Source organism: Magnetospirillum sp. LM-5 (assembly GCF_902729445.1).
GTDB lineage: Bacteria > Pseudomonadota > Alphaproteobacteria > Rhodospirillales > Magnetospirillaceae > Magnetospirillum.
The window spans coordinates 16694-35069 of sequence record NZ_CACVCE010000001.1 but is presented as its reverse complement, the minus strand read 5'-3'; the positions used below and the strand labels follow the sequence as shown (position 1 = coordinate 35069).

Annotated in this window: 20 protein-coding genes; 3 read left to right on the top strand and 17 right to left on the bottom strand. The window is 66.6% G+C overall.

Translation table 11 applies throughout. The features are described from left to right. The 16 genes from MTBLM5_RS00165 to MTBLM5_RS00095 form a co-directional block, all read right to left on the bottom strand. A complete protein-coding gene (locus MTBLM5_RS00165; protein ID WP_173973793.1) occupies positions 1-786 on the bottom strand; it encodes an energy transducer TonB in 786 nt (261 codons plus the stop codon). Continuing rightward, positions 764-1264, bottom strand: a complete 501-nt coding sequence (locus tag MTBLM5_RS00160) for a TlpA family protein disulfide reductase (protein WP_173973792.1) — start codon at positions 1262-1264, stop codon at positions 764-766. Before MTBLM5_RS00160 ends, MTBLM5_RS00165 begins: the two co-directional genes overlap by 23 nt. Then, the gene (locus MTBLM5_RS00155) at positions 1261-2448 is read right to left on the bottom strand and encodes a sialidase family protein (protein ID WP_173973791.1); all 1188 of its coding nucleotides are present in this window, start codon (positions 2446-2448) and stop codon (positions 1261-1263) included. The genes MTBLM5_RS00160 and MTBLM5_RS00155 overlap by 4 nt, the downstream gene beginning before the upstream one ends. Then, a complete protein-coding gene (locus tag MTBLM5_RS00150) occupies positions 2448-4568 on the bottom strand; it encodes a TonB-dependent receptor (RefSeq protein WP_173973790.1) in 2121 nt (706 codons plus the stop codon). Before MTBLM5_RS00150 ends, MTBLM5_RS00155 begins: the two co-directional genes overlap by 1 nt. Before the next feature lie 63 nt (positions 4569-4631). Further along, the gene (locus MTBLM5_RS00145) at positions 4632-5030 is read right to left on the bottom strand and encodes a DUF2946 family protein (protein WP_173973789.1); all 399 of its coding nucleotides are present in this window, start codon (positions 5028-5030) and stop codon (positions 4632-4634) included. A 70-nt stretch (positions 5031-5100) separates the two neighbouring features. Continuing rightward, positions 5101-6648 (bottom strand): nitrite reductase, encoded by a 1548-nt coding sequence (locus MTBLM5_RS00140; RefSeq protein ID WP_173973788.1) that lies wholly within the window; start codon positions 6646-6648, stop codon positions 5101-5103. Continuing rightward, a complete protein-coding gene (nirJ, locus tag MTBLM5_RS00135) occupies positions 6645-7772 on the bottom strand; it encodes a heme d1 biosynthesis radical SAM protein NirJ (protein WP_173973787.1) in 1128 nt (375 codons plus the stop codon). Before nirJ ends, MTBLM5_RS00140 begins: the two co-directional genes overlap by 4 nt. 2 nt (positions 7773-7774) lie before the next feature. Further along, entirely contained in the window at positions 7775-8257 is a 483-nt protein-coding gene (locus MTBLM5_RS00130; protein ID WP_173973786.1) for an Lrp/AsnC family transcriptional regulator, read from the bottom strand. Further along, on the bottom strand, positions 8254-8700 hold the full coding sequence (locus tag MTBLM5_RS00125) for an Lrp/AsnC family transcriptional regulator (RefSeq protein ID WP_254430843.1): 447 nt from the start codon (positions 8698-8700) through the stop codon (positions 8254-8256). Before MTBLM5_RS00125 ends, MTBLM5_RS00130 begins: the two co-directional genes overlap by 4 nt. Next, entirely contained in the window at positions 8697-9191 is a 495-nt protein-coding gene (locus MTBLM5_RS18700; protein WP_217424940.1) for an AsnC family protein, read from the bottom strand. The genes MTBLM5_RS00125 and MTBLM5_RS18700 overlap by 4 nt, the downstream gene beginning before the upstream one ends. Beyond that, on the bottom strand, positions 9182-9631 hold the full coding sequence (locus MTBLM5_RS18695) for an AsnC family transcriptional regulator (RefSeq protein ID WP_217424939.1): 450 nt from the start codon (positions 9629-9631) through the stop codon (positions 9182-9184). The genes MTBLM5_RS18700 and MTBLM5_RS18695 overlap by 10 nt, the downstream gene beginning before the upstream one ends. Before the next feature lie 4 nt (positions 9632-9635). After that, a complete protein-coding gene (locus MTBLM5_RS00115) occupies positions 9636-10799 on the bottom strand; it encodes a cytochrome D1 domain-containing protein (RefSeq protein ID WP_173973785.1) in 1164 nt (387 codons plus the stop codon). Further along, a complete protein-coding gene (locus tag MTBLM5_RS00110) occupies positions 10796-11110 on the bottom strand; it encodes a cytochrome c (protein WP_173973784.1) in 315 nt (104 codons plus the stop codon). Before MTBLM5_RS00110 ends, MTBLM5_RS00115 begins: the two co-directional genes overlap by 4 nt. Further along, positions 11107-11874: a uroporphyrinogen-III C-methyltransferase gene (gene cobA / locus MTBLM5_RS00105; protein WP_173973783.1), complete on the bottom strand. Its 768-nt coding sequence runs from the start codon at positions 11872-11874 to the stop codon at positions 11107-11109. Before cobA ends, MTBLM5_RS00110 begins: the two co-directional genes overlap by 4 nt. 38 nt (positions 11875-11912) lie before the next feature. Continuing rightward, complete coding sequence (locus tag MTBLM5_RS00100; protein WP_217424938.1) at positions 11913-12908, bottom strand: ethylbenzene dehydrogenase-related protein; 996 nt, start codon at positions 12906-12908, stop codon at positions 11913-11915. Positions 12909-12926: 18 nt separating this feature from the next. Continuing rightward, complete coding sequence (locus MTBLM5_RS00095) at positions 12927-13499, bottom strand: NapC/NirT family cytochrome c (RefSeq protein WP_254430842.1); 573 nt, start codon at positions 13497-13499, stop codon at positions 12927-12929. Positions 13500-13860: 361 nt separating this feature from the next. Here MTBLM5_RS00095 and MTBLM5_RS00090 point away from each other — a divergent pair, with 361 nt between their 5' ends. The 3 genes from MTBLM5_RS00090 (at position 13861) to MTBLM5_RS00080 (ending at position 17119) form a co-directional block, all read left to right on the top strand. Then, a complete protein-coding gene (locus MTBLM5_RS00090; protein ID WP_173973781.1) occupies positions 13861-15489 on the top strand; it encodes a nitrite reductase in 1629 nt (542 codons plus the stop codon). 158 nt (positions 15490-15647) lie between these two features. Further along, positions 15648-16355, top strand: coding sequence for a cyclic nucleotide-binding domain-containing protein (locus MTBLM5_RS00085; protein WP_173973780.1), 708 nt, complete (start codon positions 15648-15650; stop codon positions 16353-16355). After that, a complete protein-coding gene (locus tag MTBLM5_RS00080; protein WP_254430841.1) occupies positions 16352-17119 on the top strand; it encodes a Crp/Fnr family transcriptional regulator in 768 nt (255 codons plus the stop codon). The genes MTBLM5_RS00085 and MTBLM5_RS00080 overlap by 4 nt, the downstream gene beginning before the upstream one ends. Here the strand turns inward: MTBLM5_RS00080 and MTBLM5_RS00075 are convergent. Further along, complete coding sequence (locus MTBLM5_RS00075) at positions 17060-18376, bottom strand: cbb3-type cytochrome c oxidase subunit I (RefSeq protein ID WP_173973779.1); 1317 nt, start codon at positions 18374-18376, stop codon at positions 17060-17062. The genes MTBLM5_RS00080 and MTBLM5_RS00075 overlap by 60 nt on opposite strands.

The window sequence follows — 18376 nt, the reverse complement described above, 5'->3', positions numbered from 1 at the left end:
TCACCCCTCGGTCAGCGAGAAGCGAATCGGCACGTCGATCGCCGATGCGACCGCCCGCCCGCCCTGCCGGGCCGGGGAAAAGCGCCACTGACGCACGGTTTCCAGGGCGGCCTCGTCCAACACCGCATGGCCGGAACTGTCACGGACCGCGACATGGCAGGTTTGGCCGGTCTCGTCGATCCCGACGCGAACCACCACCACGCCTTGCCAACCGCGCTGGCGGGCTATCCGGGGGTAGAAGGGCTTCGGCTGAGACAGCGGCGCCGCCTTGACCTCGTCTTCGACCGAAGAAGAAGGCGCTGCGCCTTGTGGAGCTGGTGCCGCCGCCTGGCTTGGTTCGGATGGCGCAAAAGCGGGGGTGGCACCGTCGGGGGAAACGGCGACCGGAGCCGGCTTGGCCGCGGGCATGGCCGGGGCCTTGGCGCGGATCGGCGGCGGCGTCTGGGCCAGCGGTCGCGCCGCGGGCGGTTCCGGTGGCAAGGTCGCGGCCGGCGGCGAGGTTTTCTCGATTGCCGCCTGCGGCGAGGTTTTCTCGATTGCCGCCTGCGGCGAGGTTTTCTCGATTGCCGCCGGCGGCGAGGTTTTCTCGATTGCCGCCTGCGGCGGCGGGGCCAGCACCAGTTCGACGATGGTCGCCGGCTCGATGGTCGGGGCGGGCGCCGGCCAGGCCAGGATCAGGCACGCCAGCGCCCCATGAACAAGGGCCGCCCCGACCAGCCCGCGCCTCCATCCGCTTTGGGCCAGTTCGGACAGGGCACGGTCGTCAATGGTGAGCGCGATGGACATCGGCGCCTCCTCCCCCGCTTACGATCCACTCGGATATTCCGTCCTCGGCCAACGAGCCGGTCCGAAAGGCGGCGCGGCCGGCGGCGTCCAACCGGGCGGTGTGGGGCAGTTCCCCCATCCAGTCGGGATCGATCTCGAAGCGCAGCCGGTCGGCCAGGCTTCCGTCGAAGGCCCAGGACTGGGCGCCGCCCAGGCCGGCCCGGGCCAAGGTCACCGCCAGCTTGTGCGCCTGCGCCACCGGGTCGGTGGCGACCAGGATCAGCTCGATACCGGGATGGCGCCTGGCGAAGGCGGCCCAGGCCGGCAATTCGGCCAGGCACGGCGCGCAGGTCAGCGACCAGAAATGCACCACCGCCGGCCGGCCCGCCTGGGCCGCACTCAGCCGCGCCCAATCGCCGCGCCCGAAGGGCCGGATGTCGCCGGCTTGGGCCGAAACGGTCGCCCACAACAGAACCAGCACGGTCAGGATCGCCTTCATGGCCCGTCCAGCCCCAACAAGCGCCAGCCTTCGGCCCGACTGGCCCAGGACAGCATGGCCCGCCCGCCGCGGGTCACCAGTTGCGGATGGTCCGAGGCCTCGGCGGTGGTGGCGACCACACGGGCGGCGCCCCAACTGATGCCGCCGTCAACCGCGTGCTGGACCTTGACGGCACTGGTCTCGCCGTCGAATTCCTTCCACGCCCGCCACAGGCCCGACGGCGCCGCCAACAGGGCCGGATGGCCCGGCCGCCGGGCCTGATCGCCGATGGGTTCCGGTGGGCTCCAGCTTTGGCCGCCATCCATCGATCGCGCCCCGAACAGGCCCTGGCGCGCCCGGCCCTTGGTGAACCAGGCGGCGTGCCAGCTGCCGTCGGCGGCCACCGCCAGGGCCGGACCATGATGGGGGCAGGCCTGGACCGGCCAATCATCAACGGCCAACCGGGCCGGGGCGCCCAGGCCTTTCGCATCCAGCCTGGCCACGGCGTGGTCGCGCACGCCGCCTTCGAAGACATGCCGCCAGGCCAAGGCCAGGCCGCCATCACCGGTGGGGGCGAGCGCGAGGCGGCAGCATTCGCAGGAATGATCGGCGATCACCTGCTCGCGTTCGAAGGTGCGCCCGCCATCCTTGGACCATGCCGCCACCAGGGCGGCGCCGGCATAGGCCTGTCCGGCGCGCTTGGCCGCCGCCCCTGCCCGCTTGTCGATCCACACCATGGCGACGGTGCCGTCAGGCAGGAAGCCCGCCACCTCGAAGCGCTGGCTGACCGGATCGTTCGACAAGGGCCGGGCCGGCTCGAAGCTGCGGCCGCCGTCGGCCGACCGGGCGATCCACGCCTGGCCGCTAAAGGCCTGCTCCTTGCGTACGGTCCAGGTCACCAGCACCAGGCCCTTGCCGTCGGCGAAGACCTTGGGCCGGGCCTCGCCATTGTCGTCGATGGCGGCCGGCGGCCCCGACACCACCTGCACCCAGCCCGGCGCCTCGGCACGGGCCACCGCCACCTGGCCGGCGGCCGAGAAGGCCAGCCACAGGGTGCCGTCGGGCGCGGCCCACGGGGTCACCGCCTGGGCGCAGCGAAGCGAAACCTCGGTGCAGGATGATGCCGGTGGCTGATGGGCAGCATGCTGGGCCGCCGCCGGGGCGGCCAGCATCGCCGCAAGGGCAAATATCGCGCGCCGCATCATCAAAACTTCGCCGTGATGCCGGCGAACACGCTGAGCGGCGCGCCGGGGGCGAATTCTTCTCGTCCGCTGGTGTAAGTGGCGTTGGTCGCCCACTGGCTGTCGCCGACATTGATCACCCGGCCGAACAGTTCCAGGTTTTCCGCCAGGGCATAGGCGCCGCGCAGGTTGAACAGGTGGTGGCCGGAATAGGTGTTGGTGTTGGCATCGTCCATCTTGTAGGGGCCGACATGGACCCATTCGGCTTCCAGGGTCAGACCGTTCAGCCAATCGCCCTTGGGCTGCCAGGCCAGGGTGGCGTTGTGAACGACGCGCGGCGCGGTGGGGATATCGTTGCCGGAAAGATCGACATTGCCCGAGGTCCCGCGCGCCACCCAGCCGGCATAGCGATGCCGGGCATAGGTGCCCGACCCGCCGATGGTCCATTCCGGCAGGAACTTCCAGGACGCCGCCGCCTCGAAACCGTAATGGCGGGTCTTGCCGTTGTTGGACGAAATGCGCTGGCTGGCATCCTGCAGGGTCAGAATGTCGTCGCGCTTGAGCATGTGGAAGATGCCGGTTTCCCAGGTGAAGTCGCCACGGTCGGGGCCGCGCAGGCCGATTTCGTAATTATCGACCTTGACCGGACGCAGATGGATCGAATCCGAATTCTGACCCGAGCGGAACAACTGGCTTTCCGACGGCGCCCGGAACGAGTGCTTGTAGCGGGCGAAGCTATTGAGATCGGGCGAAAAGGCCCAGGTCGCCCCCAGGCTGGGGCTGAGATGGCTGAAATAACGGGTGGTGTCGCCCGGCCGGTAATAGGTCGAGGTGGTCGCGCTGCTGGTCAGCGCGTTGGGCACGGTGAAGGCCCCTGTCGACAGGTTGTTCTGGTAATCATAGCTCATGGAATCGTAGCGCAGCCCCGCCTGCAGGCGCAGCGGCGACAAGGGCGAGGTCTCGGCATGGACATAGGGCGAGGCCTGCATGTAGGTGACGTCGTAATCGTAGATGCGGCCCTGATTGGTGTAGCTGCGGAAGAACTCGCCCGATTTGGTGAAGCGCAGGCGGTCCTCTTCGCGGAAGCCGGGGCTGTAATCCAGATCGATTCCGGTGACCAGGCGGGTCCGCCAGGGCGCGAAATCGTGGCGGTACTTGGCCAGCAGGCCCAGCGACTGGTGACCGGACAGCGCCGCCGACGGGTCCGACGACATCAGGAACGAGGCCAGCAGATCCATCTCGTTCCAGCGCACGAAGGGCGTCAACGAGACCAGGCTGTCGGCATCCTCGCGCTCATAGGACAGCGAGGCGCGGGCCGACTTGACCTTGCGATAGGCCAGGTAATGGTAATTGTCGCTGGCGTGGTTCTTGTAATCCATTCCCGACAGCCGGGCGTTGGCGCCGGTCTGCTGATCGACATTGGTGACCGACATCGACGCCTTGAGCAAAGCGCCCGACGATAGCGGCCGGTCGATCCGGAAGCCGGCGCTTTGGCGGTCATAGCCGGTGGCGTCGCGCCAGCCGTCGGAATGGGTCAGGTTCAAATCGCCGCGCAGACCCCAACCGCCGATGGTGTCGCTGGCCGAGCCCAGGAAGCGGCCCCAGCCATAGGAACCGGCCTCGAGGGTGGTCGACGCCTCGGGTTTGTCGGCGGGCGGCTTGCTCAGCACGTTGAACACGCCGCCGATGGCGTCCGAACCTTGCAGGGCCGAACCGGGGCCGCGCGTCACCTCGATGCCGTCGGCCTGGGGCACGTTCACCTCGAACAGGGCGTTATGGTTGAAAAAGCCGGTCGCCCGCGTCGGGATGCCGTCTTCCAGATAGGAATAGACCGCATCGGTGCCGATGGGCTGGCGCAGGCCGGTGGTGTGGCCCTCGCCGTTGGTCTGCATCAGCACCGCGCCCGGCACGCGTCCGATGATTTCCGACGGATGGGCCGGCTTGACGAAGCCGACGGCGCCGCCCTTGATGATGGTGATGGCTGCCGGGGTCTCGGATTTCAGCTCGCCCTCGCGGGTGCCGGTGACGGTCATCTCTTGCAGTTGCTGGGCTTCCTGGGCCAGCAGCGGGACCGGGATCAGGGCGGACGACAAGACAAGGGCGAGGGCAAGCCGCTGATGGCGGCCACGGACAAGCAACGGCATGGGGGGGATTCCCGTCAAAACGTGAATGCAGGCGGACCCGAAGGTCCGGCGATCAAAAGTGCATCACGCGACGGATGGGGGTGCCCTGGGGGCGAAGACGCCGGCAACCGGCTGCGACGGACGTGTCGGATCGGCCAGGGCCAGCGCGACGGCGGTGGTCTCGACCGGCCGGCGCAACAGCACGGCCTGGCCAAGCGGCGGCGCGAAGCCGCCGCTTCCCATGACCAGACAGAGCGGACAATGGCGGACCGAGGGCGCGTCGGGGGTGGCCGCATCGTCGGCGACCGCGCCCGCATGGCAGATGCTGGCGCGGATTTCGGCGTCCGAGGGCAGAGTACCGGCCTGGGCCGTGAAGGCGCCGGCCAGATTGACCACAGCCAGGGCCAGCCACGCGAACAGCACCAGGCCCCGCCAATTGCGGCGGCGCAAGGTGTCGAGCGTGATCAAGGTCCCTGAACGCATCTTCGATCCGTCTTTCGCGGTCCGTCACCCTATAATTTCCCGGACAGCCGCGGCAAGGCCTTGCCCTTGGTCAATGGCTGGTCCCAGACGAATAGGATATTTTGTTCCATACATTGTACTTGCCGATCGGCGCGCTCATCGGCAGCCGCTTGATCTCGGCGAAGGTGGCCGCGTCCAGGATCAGGATGGCGCCGTCCTTTTCCGACAGCGACACCACCGCATATTTGCCGTCGCGGCTGAATTCGACGTGGCGGGTCAGCCGGCCCGGGGCCGGGCGGATGGTGTGGGCGATTTCCAGGGTGCGGGTGTCGATGATCTGCAGGGCGTCCTTTTCCTTGCCCATCGACACATCGACCCAGGCGAACGGGGTGTTCTCGTGCCCGCGCATGAAGAAGCCCGGCCCCAGGGTGGAAAGTCGCTTGACCGTCTTCCAGCTTTCCATGTCGATGATGCTGACCGCCGAATCCTTCAAGTGCGGCGTCGCCATCAGCCACTTGCCGTCCTTCTTGAAGACGATGCCCGAGCCCAAATGCGGCATGCCCGACAGATCCAGGTCGGCGACCTTCCGCTTCAGGTCCAGATCGACCACCATCCCCTTCGAGCCGTCGCGCGACGCCCCCATCACCCGCTCGTAGGTGGGGTCGAAGAAGAAATCATCCATGAAATCGGGGATGCGGATGCGCAAGGCCTGGAAGCGGCCGCCGGTCGAAACCCCTTCCTCCATCCCCTTCTCGCGCGAATGGACCAGGCCGTTCATCACCGGCCCAGCATCGTCGGCATAGGGGAATTCCCAGATTTCTTCCAGGTCGCGCAGGGCCACCACGAAGGAATGCCGGGGCGGCGCGGTATAGACCGCCGACACCCGGCTGGTCTTGCCGTCGCCTGCCACGGGGATCACCTGCATGGGCGACAGGTCGCGGGCGTCCAAGGCCACCAGGCTGTGGGGCAGCACGTTGCCGACCATCAGGAAGCGGCCGTCGTCGGACACCGCGACGTTTCGGGTGTTGATGCCGGCGCGGATTTCGGCGATCAGCTTGCCGGTCCATAGATCGACCTTCGACACCCAGCCATCGCGCGAGGCGAAATAGACGAAGCGGCCATCGGGCGAGTATTTGGCCCCGCCATGCAGGGCGAAGCGGCTGGGGAAGCGGTACAGTACCTCGAGGCGGTCGCCATCGACGATGCTGACATGGTGGTCGCCGCCCTCGACGACGGTGAACAGGTTCAAGGGATCCGACGAGAATGGCGGCTTGGCCGGCAGTTCGGCGGCCGGCGTGACCACCTGGTGCGACGCCTTGATCTGCTCGATGCCCCAAGCGGGGACCGAGGCCAGCGGCTGGTAGACATAGGCCGCCAGCGCCTTGATCTGGTCGGGGTTCAGGCGATCCTTGAAGCCCTCCATCTGGGTGGCGGCGCGGCCCTCGGCGATCACCTTCTCGGCCTCGGCCGGCTTCAGGCGGCCCAGATTCTCGGGCAGCAGGGCCGGGCCGATGGCGCCCAGCCGGTCGGCGCCGTGGCAGGCGGCGCAGGTCTCGGTGTAAAGCCTGGCAACGTCGTCAGCGGCCCAGGCGGGACACCAGGCCAGGACGACCAGGGCGGCGATGGCTGCGGACTTCATGCGATTTCCTCGTCGGTCAGGGTGCAGCCGGGGTCCTCGCCCCAGCGGTCGAGGCCAGCCTTCTCGGCCCGCACCCGGCTGTTGCCGTTGCAGATGTCCAGCCAGCGGCAGGTGCCGCAGCGCCCGCCAAGCTGGCGCGGGAACCGCTTCAAGCCGGCCATCAGCGGGTTCGAGACGTCGGACCAGATGGCCGAAAACGGCCGGGTGCGGACATTGCCCAGCCGCTCGTGCCACCACATGGTGTCGGGATGGACCCAGCCCAGATTGTCGATATTGGCGACGTTCACCCCCGACGAATTGCCGCCCCATTGCTTCAGCCTGGCCTCGATATGACTGGCCATGGCCGGTTGGCGGCCCTTGACCCACAACAGGAAGGTCGGCCCGTCGGCATCGTTGTTGCCGGTCACCACCTCGATGTCGGGATGGGCCTCGGCCCAGGAAAACAGCAGATCCATGGCGCGCCGGGTGATCTGGATGGCGGCATCCTCGCCCCGGTTGCGGTTGCCACGCCCGGCATAGTTCAGGTGCGACAGATAGAACTTGCCGACCCCTTCGGCCGCCGTCAGGTCCAAGATGTCGGGCAGATTGTGCGCATTGTCACGGGTCATGGTGAAGCGCAGGCCCATCTTGACGCCGCGGGCCTGGCACAGACGGATACCGGCCAGCGATTGGGCGAAGGCGCCGTCCTTGCCGCGAAAGGCATCGTGCACGGCGCCGATGCCATCGACCGACACGCCCACATAGTCGAAGCCGGCCGCCGCGATGCGATCGGCCATGGCGGCATCGATCAAGGTGCCGTTGGACGACAGCGCCACCGAGGCGAAGCCCAATTGCTTGGCCCGGGCCGCGATGTCGAAGATGTCGGGGCGCAAAAGCGGCTCGCCGCCCGACAGGATCAGGGCCGGCACCCCGAAGGCCCTGAGGTCCTCCATGGTGGCGAAAATCTCAGGCGTCGACAGCTCGCCCTCGAATTCCTTGTCGGTCGAGGTCGAATAGCAATGCCGGCACAACAGATTGCAGCGACGGATCAGGTTCCAGATCACCACCGGGCCGGGCGGATGGCGTTTCGGCCCGATCGGGGTGGGGTGGTGCAACTCGCGCAAGAATTGGGTCAGGCGGAACATGGTCAGGCCCCCAGCCGCAAGCCGGTCTTTTTCAATATCCTGGTGCTGTAGAGCACCAGATGGCCCCGGCTCATCGGCCCCAGCGCTTCGGCCAGGCGCTGGACCAGGGAATCAGCGGTGGCGGCATCACGGGCATGGATCATGGCGAACAGGTTGTAGGGCCAGGCCGGCGGACAGCGCGGACGCTGGTAACAATGGCTGACGAACCCCAGGGCGGTCATCGCCGCCCCCGCGGCCTCGACATCCTCGTCGGCGACGTCCCACACGCTCATGCCGTTATGGCGATAGCCCAGGGCGTAATGATTGGGCACCAATCCGATGCGGCGGATGATGCCGTCTTCCTGCATGGCCCGGACCCGGTCCATCAGGTCTTCGGCCTCCACCCCCAGCTCGCCCGCGACATGGCGCCAGGGCTCGGGCACCAGCGGCAAGCCGTCCTGGGTGGCGACGATGATGCGGCGATCCAGATCGTCCAGTTGCCTCATGCCTCGAATCTCAAGCCGACGTGGAATTCCCGTTGCTTGGGCATATCGTGGACGGTCAATCCGGTGGCCGCCTCGACTTCGGTCAAGACCCGGTCGACCTCGGCGCGGGATTGCGCGGCGACCACGAACCACATGTTCAGCCGGTGGGCGCGGGCGTAATTGTGCGCCACCTCGGGGAAGGCATTGACGATGGCCGCGACCTCATCGAAGCGGTCTTCGGGCACCTCGATCGCCACCAGGGTATTGTGGCCGCCGAAGCGGTCGGCGTTGTACATCGGCCCGAAGCGGCTTAGGACCCCATCGGCCCGCAGCCTTGCGATGCGGGTGATCAGGTCGGTTTCGGTCAGGCCCAGCAATTCGGCGGCCACCCTGAAGGGGCGGTCGCAGACCGGAAAGCCGCCTTGCAGCGCGTTGATGATGGCGCGGTCGGTGTCGTCGATCATTCCGCCGCCATGGCCCGGCCATAGCGGGCCCCGCACTGCTTGAAGCGGCGCAGCGAGAACAGCACCTGGCGCGGATAATGGGCCACCCCTTCCCGTTCGGCCATCGCCGCCAGGGCGCGTTCGACCGACGTGCGGTCGCGGCCGTGGATCATGGTGAACAGGTTATAGGGCCAGTCCGGCAGCCGGCGCGGCCGGCGATAGCACAAGGTCACTTCCGGTGCTGCGCCCAAAATCCTGCCGATCTCGGACACCGTCTCGTCGGGGATGTCCCACACCACCATGGCGTTGGCGCGGTAGCCCAGTTCGTGGTGGCGCACGATCACCCCCAGACGGCGGATCACCCCCCTGTCCCTCAAATCCTGAAGGCGGGCCAGCACCTCGGCCTCGTCCATGCCGATGGATTGGCCCAGGGCGGCGAACGGGTTCGCCTGCAGGGCCAAGCCGCCCGACAAGGCGCCGATCAGATCAAGGTCGCGTCCGTTCACGTCCATGACAATCCGAACCCCAGATCGATGTGGAAATCCTCAAGCATCGGCAGATCCAGCACTGCCAGGCCGCTTTGGCGGGCGATGCCATCCAGCACGGCGGCGACCTCGGCTTGCGAGCCGGCGGCGACGACGAACCACAGATTCAGCCGGTGCTCGCGCTGGTAATTGTGGTTGACCTGGGGATAGGCCGAGACCAGCGCGGCCACCTCGTCCAGGCGAAACGGTGGTACCGCCATGGCGGCCAGCGTCGAGGCGCCGGCGGCATGCGGGCGCACCACCGCGCCGATTCGGGCGACCGAGCCCGCCAGCCGCAGCCTTTCCAGGCGAAGAATGACCTCGTCCTCGCCGATACCCAGCTTCTCGCCCATGGCCAGATAGGGCCTGGGCACCAGCGGCAGATCGCGCTGGAATTCGTCGAGCAGGCGGCGGTCGAGCGGGTCCATCGCCTTACAGCCCGATCCGATGGGCGCGCGCGGTGAAGAAGATGCCCGACGGCTTGACGGCCGGCAGCGTCGCCACCTGTTCCAGCGTCTCGGTGTCCCACACCGTCACCTGATCGGAATCCCTGGCCGACAGCCACACCCGCTCGCCCCGGGGGGTGAATTCCATGTGCAAGATGGCCTTGCCGGGCTCCAGGGTCTTGACGACCTTCAGGCTGGGGACATCGACCACCTGGACCTTGCCGTTGTCGGGCAGGGCGAAATTGACCCACAGGCGCCGGCCGCCCGGCTGCAGCATGGCGAAGACCGGCTGGCCGGCGACCGCGATGCGGCCGACTTCCTTCCAATGCGACATATCGACCACCAGCACCTCGTGGCGGCCGATGGCCGGCAGGAAGGCCAGGTTGCCCGAGGCCGCCCACCCTTCCAGATGCGGCATCTTGTAGACCGGCAAGGGCTCGGCGCCCTTGCCGTAATGGTCGAGGATGCGCCGGATTCCGGCATCGGGGTTCCACAGATCCAGCATGGCGATGCCGTCCTCGCCGAACAGCCCGGCCATGTAATAGCGGCCGTCCTCGGTGACCAGGGCGTCATAGGGCTGCTTGCCGATTCCCGGATACTTGCGGACCTTGGGATGCTTCCGGTCCTTCATGTCCAAAAGCCAGATCTCGCCCGACTCGTACAGGCTGAAGGCGAAAATGTTGCCGGTGGAATCTTCCAGCCCGACCACCTTCGAGCGCTGGCCGTCGGCGCCGATGGCCGGAATGTCGGCCACCAGGTCCAAGCTGTCGGCATCGAACACCTTGACGCCGCCCGGCGTGTAGTTGGCCACCGCCACCAGCGTACCGTCCTGCGAGATGGCGCCGCCGATGGAATTGCCCGACTGCACCACCCGCTTGACGATCCGGGCTTCCAGCAGATCGACCTTGGTCAGGCCGCCATCGCGGCCGAAGATGAAGGCGAAGCGCTCGTCGCGCGAAAAGACCAGCGAGGCATGCGACAGATCGCCCAGTCCGTCGATGGTGGCCAGCCGGGTCGAATGGGTCGATTCCACCACCTGCAGCCGCCCGTCGGCCCGTTCGACCACCAGGCCCAGGTCGCCGGTGCCGCGCAAGGGAGCGGAACAGGCGGCCACGAACAGCAGGGACAGGCCGGCGATCAGCCGCTTCATGGCACGTCCCCCTTCAGATGCTTGACGATCCACTGCGCCTCGGGCTCGGTCAGCAGGCCGCGCCAGGGCGGCATCGGCGTGCCGGGGCGGCCGTCCAGGATGGTGGCGACCAGCGCTTCGTCGCCCAATTCCCGCATGGCCTGGACCGTCAGGGGCGAGCCCAGGCCGCCATTGCGGGTCATGCCGTGGCACGAACCGCAATCTTGCGACACGAAGTCGCGCAACTCGCCTTGACGGGCGGGCGGCACCTCGGCCCTGGCGGCCGAGGCCACGCCGATCAGGGCCAGGCTCAGGACCAGGGCGACCTTCATTGCGCCGCCTCCTGACAGGGAGCCTCGGCCGACGGCGACAGCGCATGGGCCACCACCTGGCCGATGATCAGCAGCGACGGCGGTTGCGGCTGCCAGCGGGCGATGTCGTCGGCCAGGCAGGCCAAGGTGGTGAAGAAGGTGCGCTGCTGCGGCGTGGTGCCGCGTTCGATGATGGCGACTGGCGTCTCGCCGACGAGCCCCGCGCCCCGTAGGCCGCCGGCGAGACGCTGCGCACTGGCCACCCCCATGTATACCACCAGGGTACACCGGGGATCGGCCAGCGAACCCCAATTCAAATCCAGGTCGCGGTCATCTTGGCGATGGCCGGTGACCAGACGCACGCTTTCCGCCACGCCGCGATGGGTCAGCGGAATGCCGGCGATCGACGCGCAGCCCGAGGCGGCGGTGATGCCGGGCACGATCTCGAAGGCGATGCCGGCCTCGGCCAAGGCCTGGGCCTCCTCGCCGCCGCGGCCGAAGATGAAGGGGTCGCCCCCCTTCAGCCGCACCACGTCTTCCCCCTGCCCGGCCAGATCGACCAGCAATTGATTGATCTGTCCTTGCGGCAACGGGTGCCGCCCGGTTTCCTTGCCGACGTCGATGCGTCGGGCTTGGGCCGGAACAAGGTCCAGCACCGCTTCGCCGACCAACCGGTCGAACACCACCACGCGGGCCTGCATGATGGTCCGCATGGCCTTGACGGTCAGCAGGTCCGGGTCGCCCGGACCTGCCCCCACCAGGATCACCTTGCCAGGGCGCGGCATGGCGTTTCTCCCGACCAGAGGTCGACGGATGAAGGTCCTTACTGCTTGACCGCTTTGATCACGCCGTCGGTGCCCAGACCCAGTTTCAGGTCCAGCGAGACGTGGTGGAAGCGGCCGATGGTGTGGTCGTCATGGACGGCGATGCCGACGGTATAGGCCTTGCCCGCTTCCAGCACCTTGTCGCCGGGCTGGCCGGGATTGAGCTTGCGGGTCAGCGTGACCACCCAATTGTCGCCTTCCTTCTTGCCGGCGAAATTGGCGGCACCGCCGGTCTTCAGCACGCGCTCGGCCAGGACGTAGCCGTCTTCCGACACGCCGCCCTTGCCGCTTTTGTAGCGGACCAGATCAAGATAGGTGCCGGCCTTCAGGGCGGCGTCCAGATCGGCCGCCGGCTTGGTCTTGTCCCAGCCGCCGCGCGGGGAATCCTTCAGCGAGATGGCGGTGCGGCTTTCCGGCAGGTACTTGGTGACCACCAGACCGTCCTTCTTGGGCGCGTCCGGCATGTCGCGGGCGTCATGGTGGCACGACGCCCAGCAGCCCGAGCGATCGGCCGTATCGACCTTGCCGTCGTCGATCATCATCGCCAGCTTGATCTCGTTATCGGCATCCATCTTGCCGCCCGGGGCGTTCGGCGCCGCGTTGTGCGGGCCGGCCGGGAACTCGAAGCGCATGTAAAGCGTGTCCTCGTCGAAGGCGGCCTTGACCTTCAGCGGGATGTGACCGCGCTTGCCGGGGATCACCGAGGGCTCGATCTTCTGGCCGGTGACCATCTTCTTGCCCATGTCGGCCGCTTCCTCGGCATGGCAGCCCGAGCAGGCTTCGCCCTTCTTGGTGAAGGACCTGGCACCACCATGGTCGGGTCCGTTCTGGATCCACTCGAACGAGGACTGGCCGGGATAGAACAAGGTGGTCTTGGCCTCGGGCAGCTTGGCCCAGTCGATGGTCTTGCCGGCGGCCAGGGCCGGGCCGATGCCCAGCATCAGGGCGCAGGCGGCGGCACCGAGGGTGGTCAACAGGCGCGTGGTCTTCATCATTTCCCTCCTAGGACCGGATTATTTCTTGCCCAGTTTCTCGAACGCTTCGACTTCCTCGTCGGTCAGCTGTTCGTGAACCGGCTTGTGGGCGATGCCCTTGTGGCAGTCGATGCAGGTCATGCCGTCGGCCTTGGCGTTTTCATGCTGCTTGCGGGCGCGCTGCTTCTGCATCTCGGGGTTCATGCCGTCGAAGGTGTGGCAGTTGCGGCACTCGCGGGAGTCCGACAGCTTCATCCGCGTCCATTCGCGCTTGGCCATGGTCAGGCGCTGGGCGTTGAACTTCTCGGGCGTCGATACCGTGCCCAGCACCTTGTGATACAGCTCGTTCGAGGCCTGGATCTTGCGGGCGATCTTGTGCACCCAGTCACGCGGCACGTGGCAATCGGGGCAGGTGGCGCGGACGCCGGACCGATTGGTGTAATGGATGGTGTTCACATACTCTTTATATACATTGTTCTGCATTTCATGGCACGAAATGCAGAACTCCATAGTATTAGTCGCCTCCATCGCGGTGTTGAAGGCGCCCCAGAATATGATGCCACCGATGAACAGGACCGTGGCGCCGACCAGCGTGGCGCCGAAGATCTTCATGCGCGAAAGTCGCCCAAAAAATGAATGGTTAGAAGCCATCGTCTTGAATCCCGACGGTCATTCGACCCGATATATCCGAGGCCTAACACGTCCCCAGCCCGCGAAACTTGACTTTGGGCAAACTGAGTTGGTTCGGCTCCGCTCGACGCCGGCACACTAGCGATGGTTGGCGGGGCCGTTTGTGATGTTGGTCAATTTGAATGCCGTCTTCCCATATACGCTTTTATCCCTATACGAATTCAGCACCTCCATTTGACTTTGGTTAAAGAGATCGCCTTCGAACCCTTCCATTGTGCCACCACCCGCACCGCTGGGCCCCAGGGGGAGCACGGCGAATTGTGACGAGAAGTGGAGGTAGAGGATGTTGAAGGGACTGAAACACGCCCTGATGCTTTCCGCGTTGCCGATGGCGCTGGCCAGCGCGGCATTCGCTCAGGAAGCGGCGCCGACCCTGGACAAGGAGTCCAAGGACGCGTCTGGCAAGATTTACTTTGAGCGTTGTGCCGGCTGCCATGGCGTCCTGCGCAAGGGAGCCACCGGCAAGAACCTCGAGCCCGAGGCTTCGAAAAAGCTGGGTCAGCAGCGCCTCGAGAAGATTCTGACCAACGGCACCGAAGGCGGCATGCCCAACTTCGACGACATCCTGACCAAGGATGAGATCGCGAAGATGGCCACCTATATCCAGATGACCCCGGACACTCCGCCGGAGTGGGGCATGAAGGATATGAAGGCGTCTTGGAAGCTGCATATCCCGGTCGACAAGCGTCCGACCAAGCAGATGAACAAGATCAACCTGAAGAACGTCTTCTCGGTCACCTTGCGCGACAGCGGCGAGGTCGCGCTGATCGACGGCGACACCAAGAAGATCTGGGGCATCGTCAAGACCGGTTACGCCGTGCACATCTCGCGCCTGTCCTATTCGGGCCGCTATGTGTACGTGGTCGGCCGCGACGGCCGCCTGGACATGATCGACATGTGGTTCGAGAATCCGACCATCGTGGCGACCATGAAGTCGGGCATCGACGCCCGCTCGGTCGATACCTCGAAGTTCAAGGGCTATGAAGACAAGTATGCCGTGGTCGGCTCGTACTGGCCGCCGCAATACGCCATCCTCGACGGCCTGACCCTCGAGCCGTTGAAGATCGTCTCGACCCGCGGCCAGACCGTGGACGGCGAGTACCATCCGGAACCCCGCGTCGCCTCGATCGTGTCGTCGCAGATCAAGCCGGAATGGGTCATCAACGTCAAGGAAACCGGCCTGATCAAGCTGGTCGACTATTCCGACATCAAGAACCTGAAGGAAGTCACCATCGATTCCGCCAAGTTCCTGCATGACGGTGGTTGGGACGCGTCGAAGCGTTACTTCCTGGTCGCCGCCAACGCCTCGAACAAGGTGGCGGTGGTCGATACCAAGGAAGGCAAGCTGGCCGCCCTGGTCGATACCAAGTCGAAGCCCCATCCGGGCCGCGGCGCCAACTTCGTGCACCCGAAGTTCGGTCCCGTGTGGGCCACCTCGCACCTGGGCGCCGACGTGATCACCCTGATCGGCACCGATCCGGCCAAGCACAAGCAGTACGCCTGGAAGGTCGTCGCCGAACTGAAGAACCACGGTTCGGGCTCGCTGTTCGTCAAGACCCATCCGAAGTCGAGCAACCTGTGGGCCGACGCCCCCCTGATGCCCGATCGCGAAGCCGCCGAGTCGGTGACGGTCTACGACATCAAGAACCTGGACAAGGGCCCCGAGGTGATCAACGTCGCCAAGATGGCCGACCTGCCCGAGACCAAGGCGATCAAGCGCGTCGTCCACGGCGAGTACAACGCCACCGGCGACGAGATCTGGTTCTCGATCTGGGCTGGCAAGACCGATCCTTCGGCGATCGTCGTCATCGACGACAAGACCCGTAAGCTGAAGTCGGTGATCAAGGATCCCAAGCTGATCACCCCGACCGGCAAGTTCAACGTCTACAACACTCAGCACGACATTTACTAAGAGCTGACTTCTCCACCTTCTGCCCCCGGGAAGCCGTGCTTCCCGGGGGTAACTTTTTTGACCCTGACCAAAGTCAAGGGGCGCCAATATGGAATCGATGCAATCTCCGCCGGAAGAGAGGCCGGGGTGCAACGCCACCCCGCTGCTCGGAGGGGGAGATGAACTCAGACACCCTTGCCGTCCTGACGGAGCACCCGCTGTTCGAGGCGATGACGCCCGAATCGCTGGCCACGGTCCTGGACAGTCCTGACACCATCGACCTTATGGAAGGCCAGGTGCTGTTCCGCCAGGGCGACCATGCGGATCGCATCTATGTCCTGGACAGCGGCGCCGTCGAGCTTTTGGCCGAACGAAACGATCTGCCCGACGAGGTTCTGGCCCGGTTGGGACCAGGGGAATTCGTCGGCGCCAACGCCTTGATGCCCGATTCCCGCCATGCCGCCGCCGCCCGCGTGGTGCAAGCGGGCCGGGCCGTGGTGATTTCCGGTCCGGCCCTTCACCGTCTGCTTGATGGCGACTTCGCCTTGACCTTGCAGTTGATCGCGGTGATGGCCGGTTCGTTGCGCGGCCAGATCCGCGAAATCACCGAGCTCAAGCTGCAATCGACCACCGAGCGGCTGGCCAGCTATCTGGTCACCCTGGCCGGCGACGGAGACGGCCGCGCCATCGTCAGGCTGCCGTTCGAGAAGCGCCTGCTGGCCGACCGCCTGGGGATGGAGCCCGCCACCTTGTCGCGCGCCTTCGCCCGCCTGCGCGAGTTCGGCGTCGAGACCGGACGCGGCGACCGCGTCGAGATTGCCAACCTGCATCAGTTGCGCGCGGTGGGCGATTCGCTGGAATCCTTGATCGAGGGAGGCTTCGCGTGAGCTGCCCCTGTCGCCCCTTGTGCCTGGTCCCCAAGCCCAACTGCTCGAAGCCCGACGGCCCGCTGCCGCGCCACCGCGCCACCGGCCCGGCCCTGGCCCGCCAGGTCATGGCCCTGCCGTTGTTCGACGGGCTGGAACACGACGTGCTGGAACGGCTGATGGCCGATTCCACCGCGCTGGCCTGCGATCGCCGCACCTTGCTGTTTTCCGCCGGCGCCGCCGCCGACTGCTTCTATATCGTGCTGGACGGCCAGGTGAAGCTGTTCGCCCTGACCCCCGACGGCCGCGAAAGCATCGTCGAGGTGTTCACCCCGGTCTCGTCGTTCGGCGAGGCGGCGATGCTGTCGATGGGAATCTTCCCCCTGCATGCCGAGGTGATCGAGGACGCCACCCTGATCAAGGTCGGGCGGCGCGCCTTCATCACCACCCTTCAGTCCGATCGCGCCGTCGCCTATCGCATGCTGGCCGGCCTGTGCCGCTGGCATCAGCGGCTGTCCTCGGAAATCCGCCACCTGAAAGAGCAGCCGCCCTGGCAAAGGGTGGCCGAGTTCCTGCTGGCCCTGACCGACGCCCAGGTCGGCGAGGCCCTGGTGTCGCTGCCCTTCAACAAGGAGATCCTGGCCAGCCGGGTCGGCATCCGCCGCGAAAGCCTGTCGCGCGTGTTGGCCCGCCTGCGCGACATGGGGGTGCGCACCGAGGGCAACTCAGTGCGAATCGACGATGTCGGCTCGCTGCGAAGGCTGTGCGCCGAGACGGGCCATTAGACCGACGACGAAGATGACCCCGCCGACCACCGCGATGGCCCCGCCGATGCCGACGATGGCCATCGCCGCCAGCTTGACGACGGAATCCAATCCTTGCGCCGCACCGGCGGTCTTGCGCGCCACCCCGGCCAGGCCGGCCAGATAGAAGCCTGCGGCGTGCAGCAATTGGCCGCCGCCATACAGCCAATATTGCGCCGTCAGCCAGCGGCTGGGCGCAAGCGGCAGCAGCCACAGATGGATCAGCCCCATCAGGGCCAGATTCACTCCGCCGATCATGGCGTGGTAATGGGACGGCGTGCGGGTATCGCCCTCGCCCAGGGCAAAACCGGCCAGCCCGCCCAGCCCGAACACCGCCAAGGACAAGAGCAGCGCCCGGCCGGCCACCACATCGCCGACCTTGGGGCCACGCACGATCAGCGGCCAGACGGCAATCATCATCACCATGGCCGGGGGCGCCGGCAGCACCCAGTGGAACAAGGAGGTGAAGGCCTGGCGAAGGGCCAGATCATCGCTGGCATGGGTCGCTTCCAGCACCGGGCCGATCCAGGCCGCCAGCGCCAGGGCGGCGAAACACAGCCGGATCAATCCCGGAAAGGGCGGCGCCCGGCCAAAGGCCCGCCCCGCCGCCACCAGCCAGCCGATCATCGCCAGTTGGGCGTTGACGAATTGAAGAATGTGACCGCCGCCCCAGAACAGCCGTTCGTTGGCGGTGACCGAATCGTCGCCCAGGCCCGGATCGGCTGCCGCCAGCCCGAAGCAGACCAGCGCAGCCACCAGGGTCAGCCCGGCACAGGCGATTGCGAAACCGACCGTATCAAGGCTTCGCCACACCATCAGCGGCCGGATCGCCACCGCCGCCACTCCGGCGGCCACCAGGCCCAGGCCGGCATAGAACAGCGGATGGATCAGCACCGGGACGTAATTGTTGAGCGACGCCCGCCCCCAACCGGCCAGGGTCGGCACCAGCAGCAGCACGCAGCCCAAGCTGGCCGCCGCCAGCGGGATCAGGGCGCCGGCCCGGGTGGCGGCAGGTGCCACGCGCGCCGCCAGAGCCGCCAGCATGGCCAGAAGCCATACCTGAAACGAGAAGACGACGTGGGTGACCAGGCCCTTCTTGAAGAAATCCGGCCCTGACGGCAGCCAGTTTTCCGCCCCCGGCGCCCGCGAGGCGGCCAGCACCAAGGCCAGCAGTCCGGCTGCGCCCAAGGCGCCCGCCGCCAGTCCCAGCCAGGCCTTCGGCTCGTGTTCCTGACGCAT

What these genes read in the sequence shown, in the direction of transcription:
- MTBLM5_RS00165 (WP_173973793.1), bottom strand. Translation starts at nt 786, where the DNA reads ATGTCCATCGCGCTCACCATTGACGACCGTGCCCTGTCCGAACTGGCC.
- MTBLM5_RS00160 (WP_173973792.1), bottom strand. Translation starts at nt 1,264, where the DNA reads ATGAAGGCGATCCTGACCGTGCTGGTTCTGTTGTGGGCGACCGTTTCG.
- MTBLM5_RS00155 (WP_173973791.1), bottom strand. Translation starts at nt 2,448, where the DNA reads ATGATGCGGCGCGCGATATTTGCCCTTGCGGCGATGCTGGCCGCCCCG.
- MTBLM5_RS00150 (WP_173973790.1), bottom strand. Translation starts at nt 4,568, where the DNA reads ATGCCGTTGCTTGTCCGTGGCCGCCATCAGCGGCTTGCCCTCGCCCTT.
- MTBLM5_RS00145 (WP_173973789.1), bottom strand. Translation starts at nt 5,030, where the DNA reads ATGCGTTCAGGGACCTTGATCACGCTCGACACCTTGCGCCGCCGCAAT.
- MTBLM5_RS00140 (WP_173973788.1), bottom strand. Translation starts at nt 6,648, where the DNA reads ATGAAGTCCGCAGCCATCGCCGCCCTGGTCGTCCTGGCCTGGTGTCCC.
- nirJ (WP_173973787.1), bottom strand. Translation starts at nt 7,772, where the DNA reads ATGTTCCGCCTGACCCAATTCTTGCGCGAGTTGCACCACCCCACCCCG.
- MTBLM5_RS00130 (WP_173973786.1), bottom strand. Translation starts at nt 8,257, where the DNA reads ATGAGGCAACTGGACGATCTGGATCGCCGCATCATCGTCGCCACCCAG.
- MTBLM5_RS00125 (WP_254430843.1), bottom strand. Translation starts at nt 8,700, where the DNA reads ATGATCGACGACACCGACCGCGCCATCATCAACGCGCTGCAAGGCGGC.
- MTBLM5_RS18700 (WP_217424940.1), bottom strand. Translation starts at nt 9,191, where the DNA reads ATGGACGTGAACGGACGCGACCTTGATCTGATCGGCGCCTTGTCGGGC.
- MTBLM5_RS18695 (WP_217424939.1), bottom strand. Translation starts at nt 9,631, where the DNA reads ATGGACCCGCTCGACCGCCGCCTGCTCGACGAATTCCAGCGCGATCTG.
- MTBLM5_RS00115 (WP_173973785.1), bottom strand. Translation starts at nt 10,799, where the DNA reads ATGAAGCGGCTGATCGCCGGCCTGTCCCTGCTGTTCGTGGCCGCCTGT.
- MTBLM5_RS00110 (WP_173973784.1), bottom strand. Translation starts at nt 11,110, where the DNA reads ATGAAGGTCGCCCTGGTCCTGAGCCTGGCCCTGATCGGCGTGGCCTCG.
- cobA (WP_173973783.1), bottom strand. Translation starts at nt 11,874, where the DNA reads ATGCCGCGCCCTGGCAAGGTGATCCTGGTGGGGGCAGGTCCGGGCGAC.
- MTBLM5_RS00100 (WP_217424938.1), bottom strand. Translation starts at nt 12,908, where the DNA reads ATGATGAAGACCACGCGCCTGTTGACCACCCTCGGTGCCGCCGCCTGC.
- MTBLM5_RS00095 (WP_254430842.1), bottom strand. Translation starts at nt 13,499, where the DNA reads ATGAAGATCTTCGGCGCCACGCTGGTCGGCGCCACGGTCCTGTTCATC.
- MTBLM5_RS00090 (WP_173973781.1), top strand. Translation starts at nt 13,861, where the DNA reads ATGTTGAAGGGACTGAAACACGCCCTGATGCTTTCCGCGTTGCCGATG.
- MTBLM5_RS00085 (WP_173973780.1), top strand. Translation starts at nt 15,648, where the DNA reads ATGAACTCAGACACCCTTGCCGTCCTGACGGAGCACCCGCTGTTCGAG.
- MTBLM5_RS00075 (WP_173973779.1), bottom strand. Translation starts at nt 18,376, where the DNA reads ATGCGTCAGGAACACGAGCCGAAGGCCTGGCTGGGACTGGCGGCGGGC.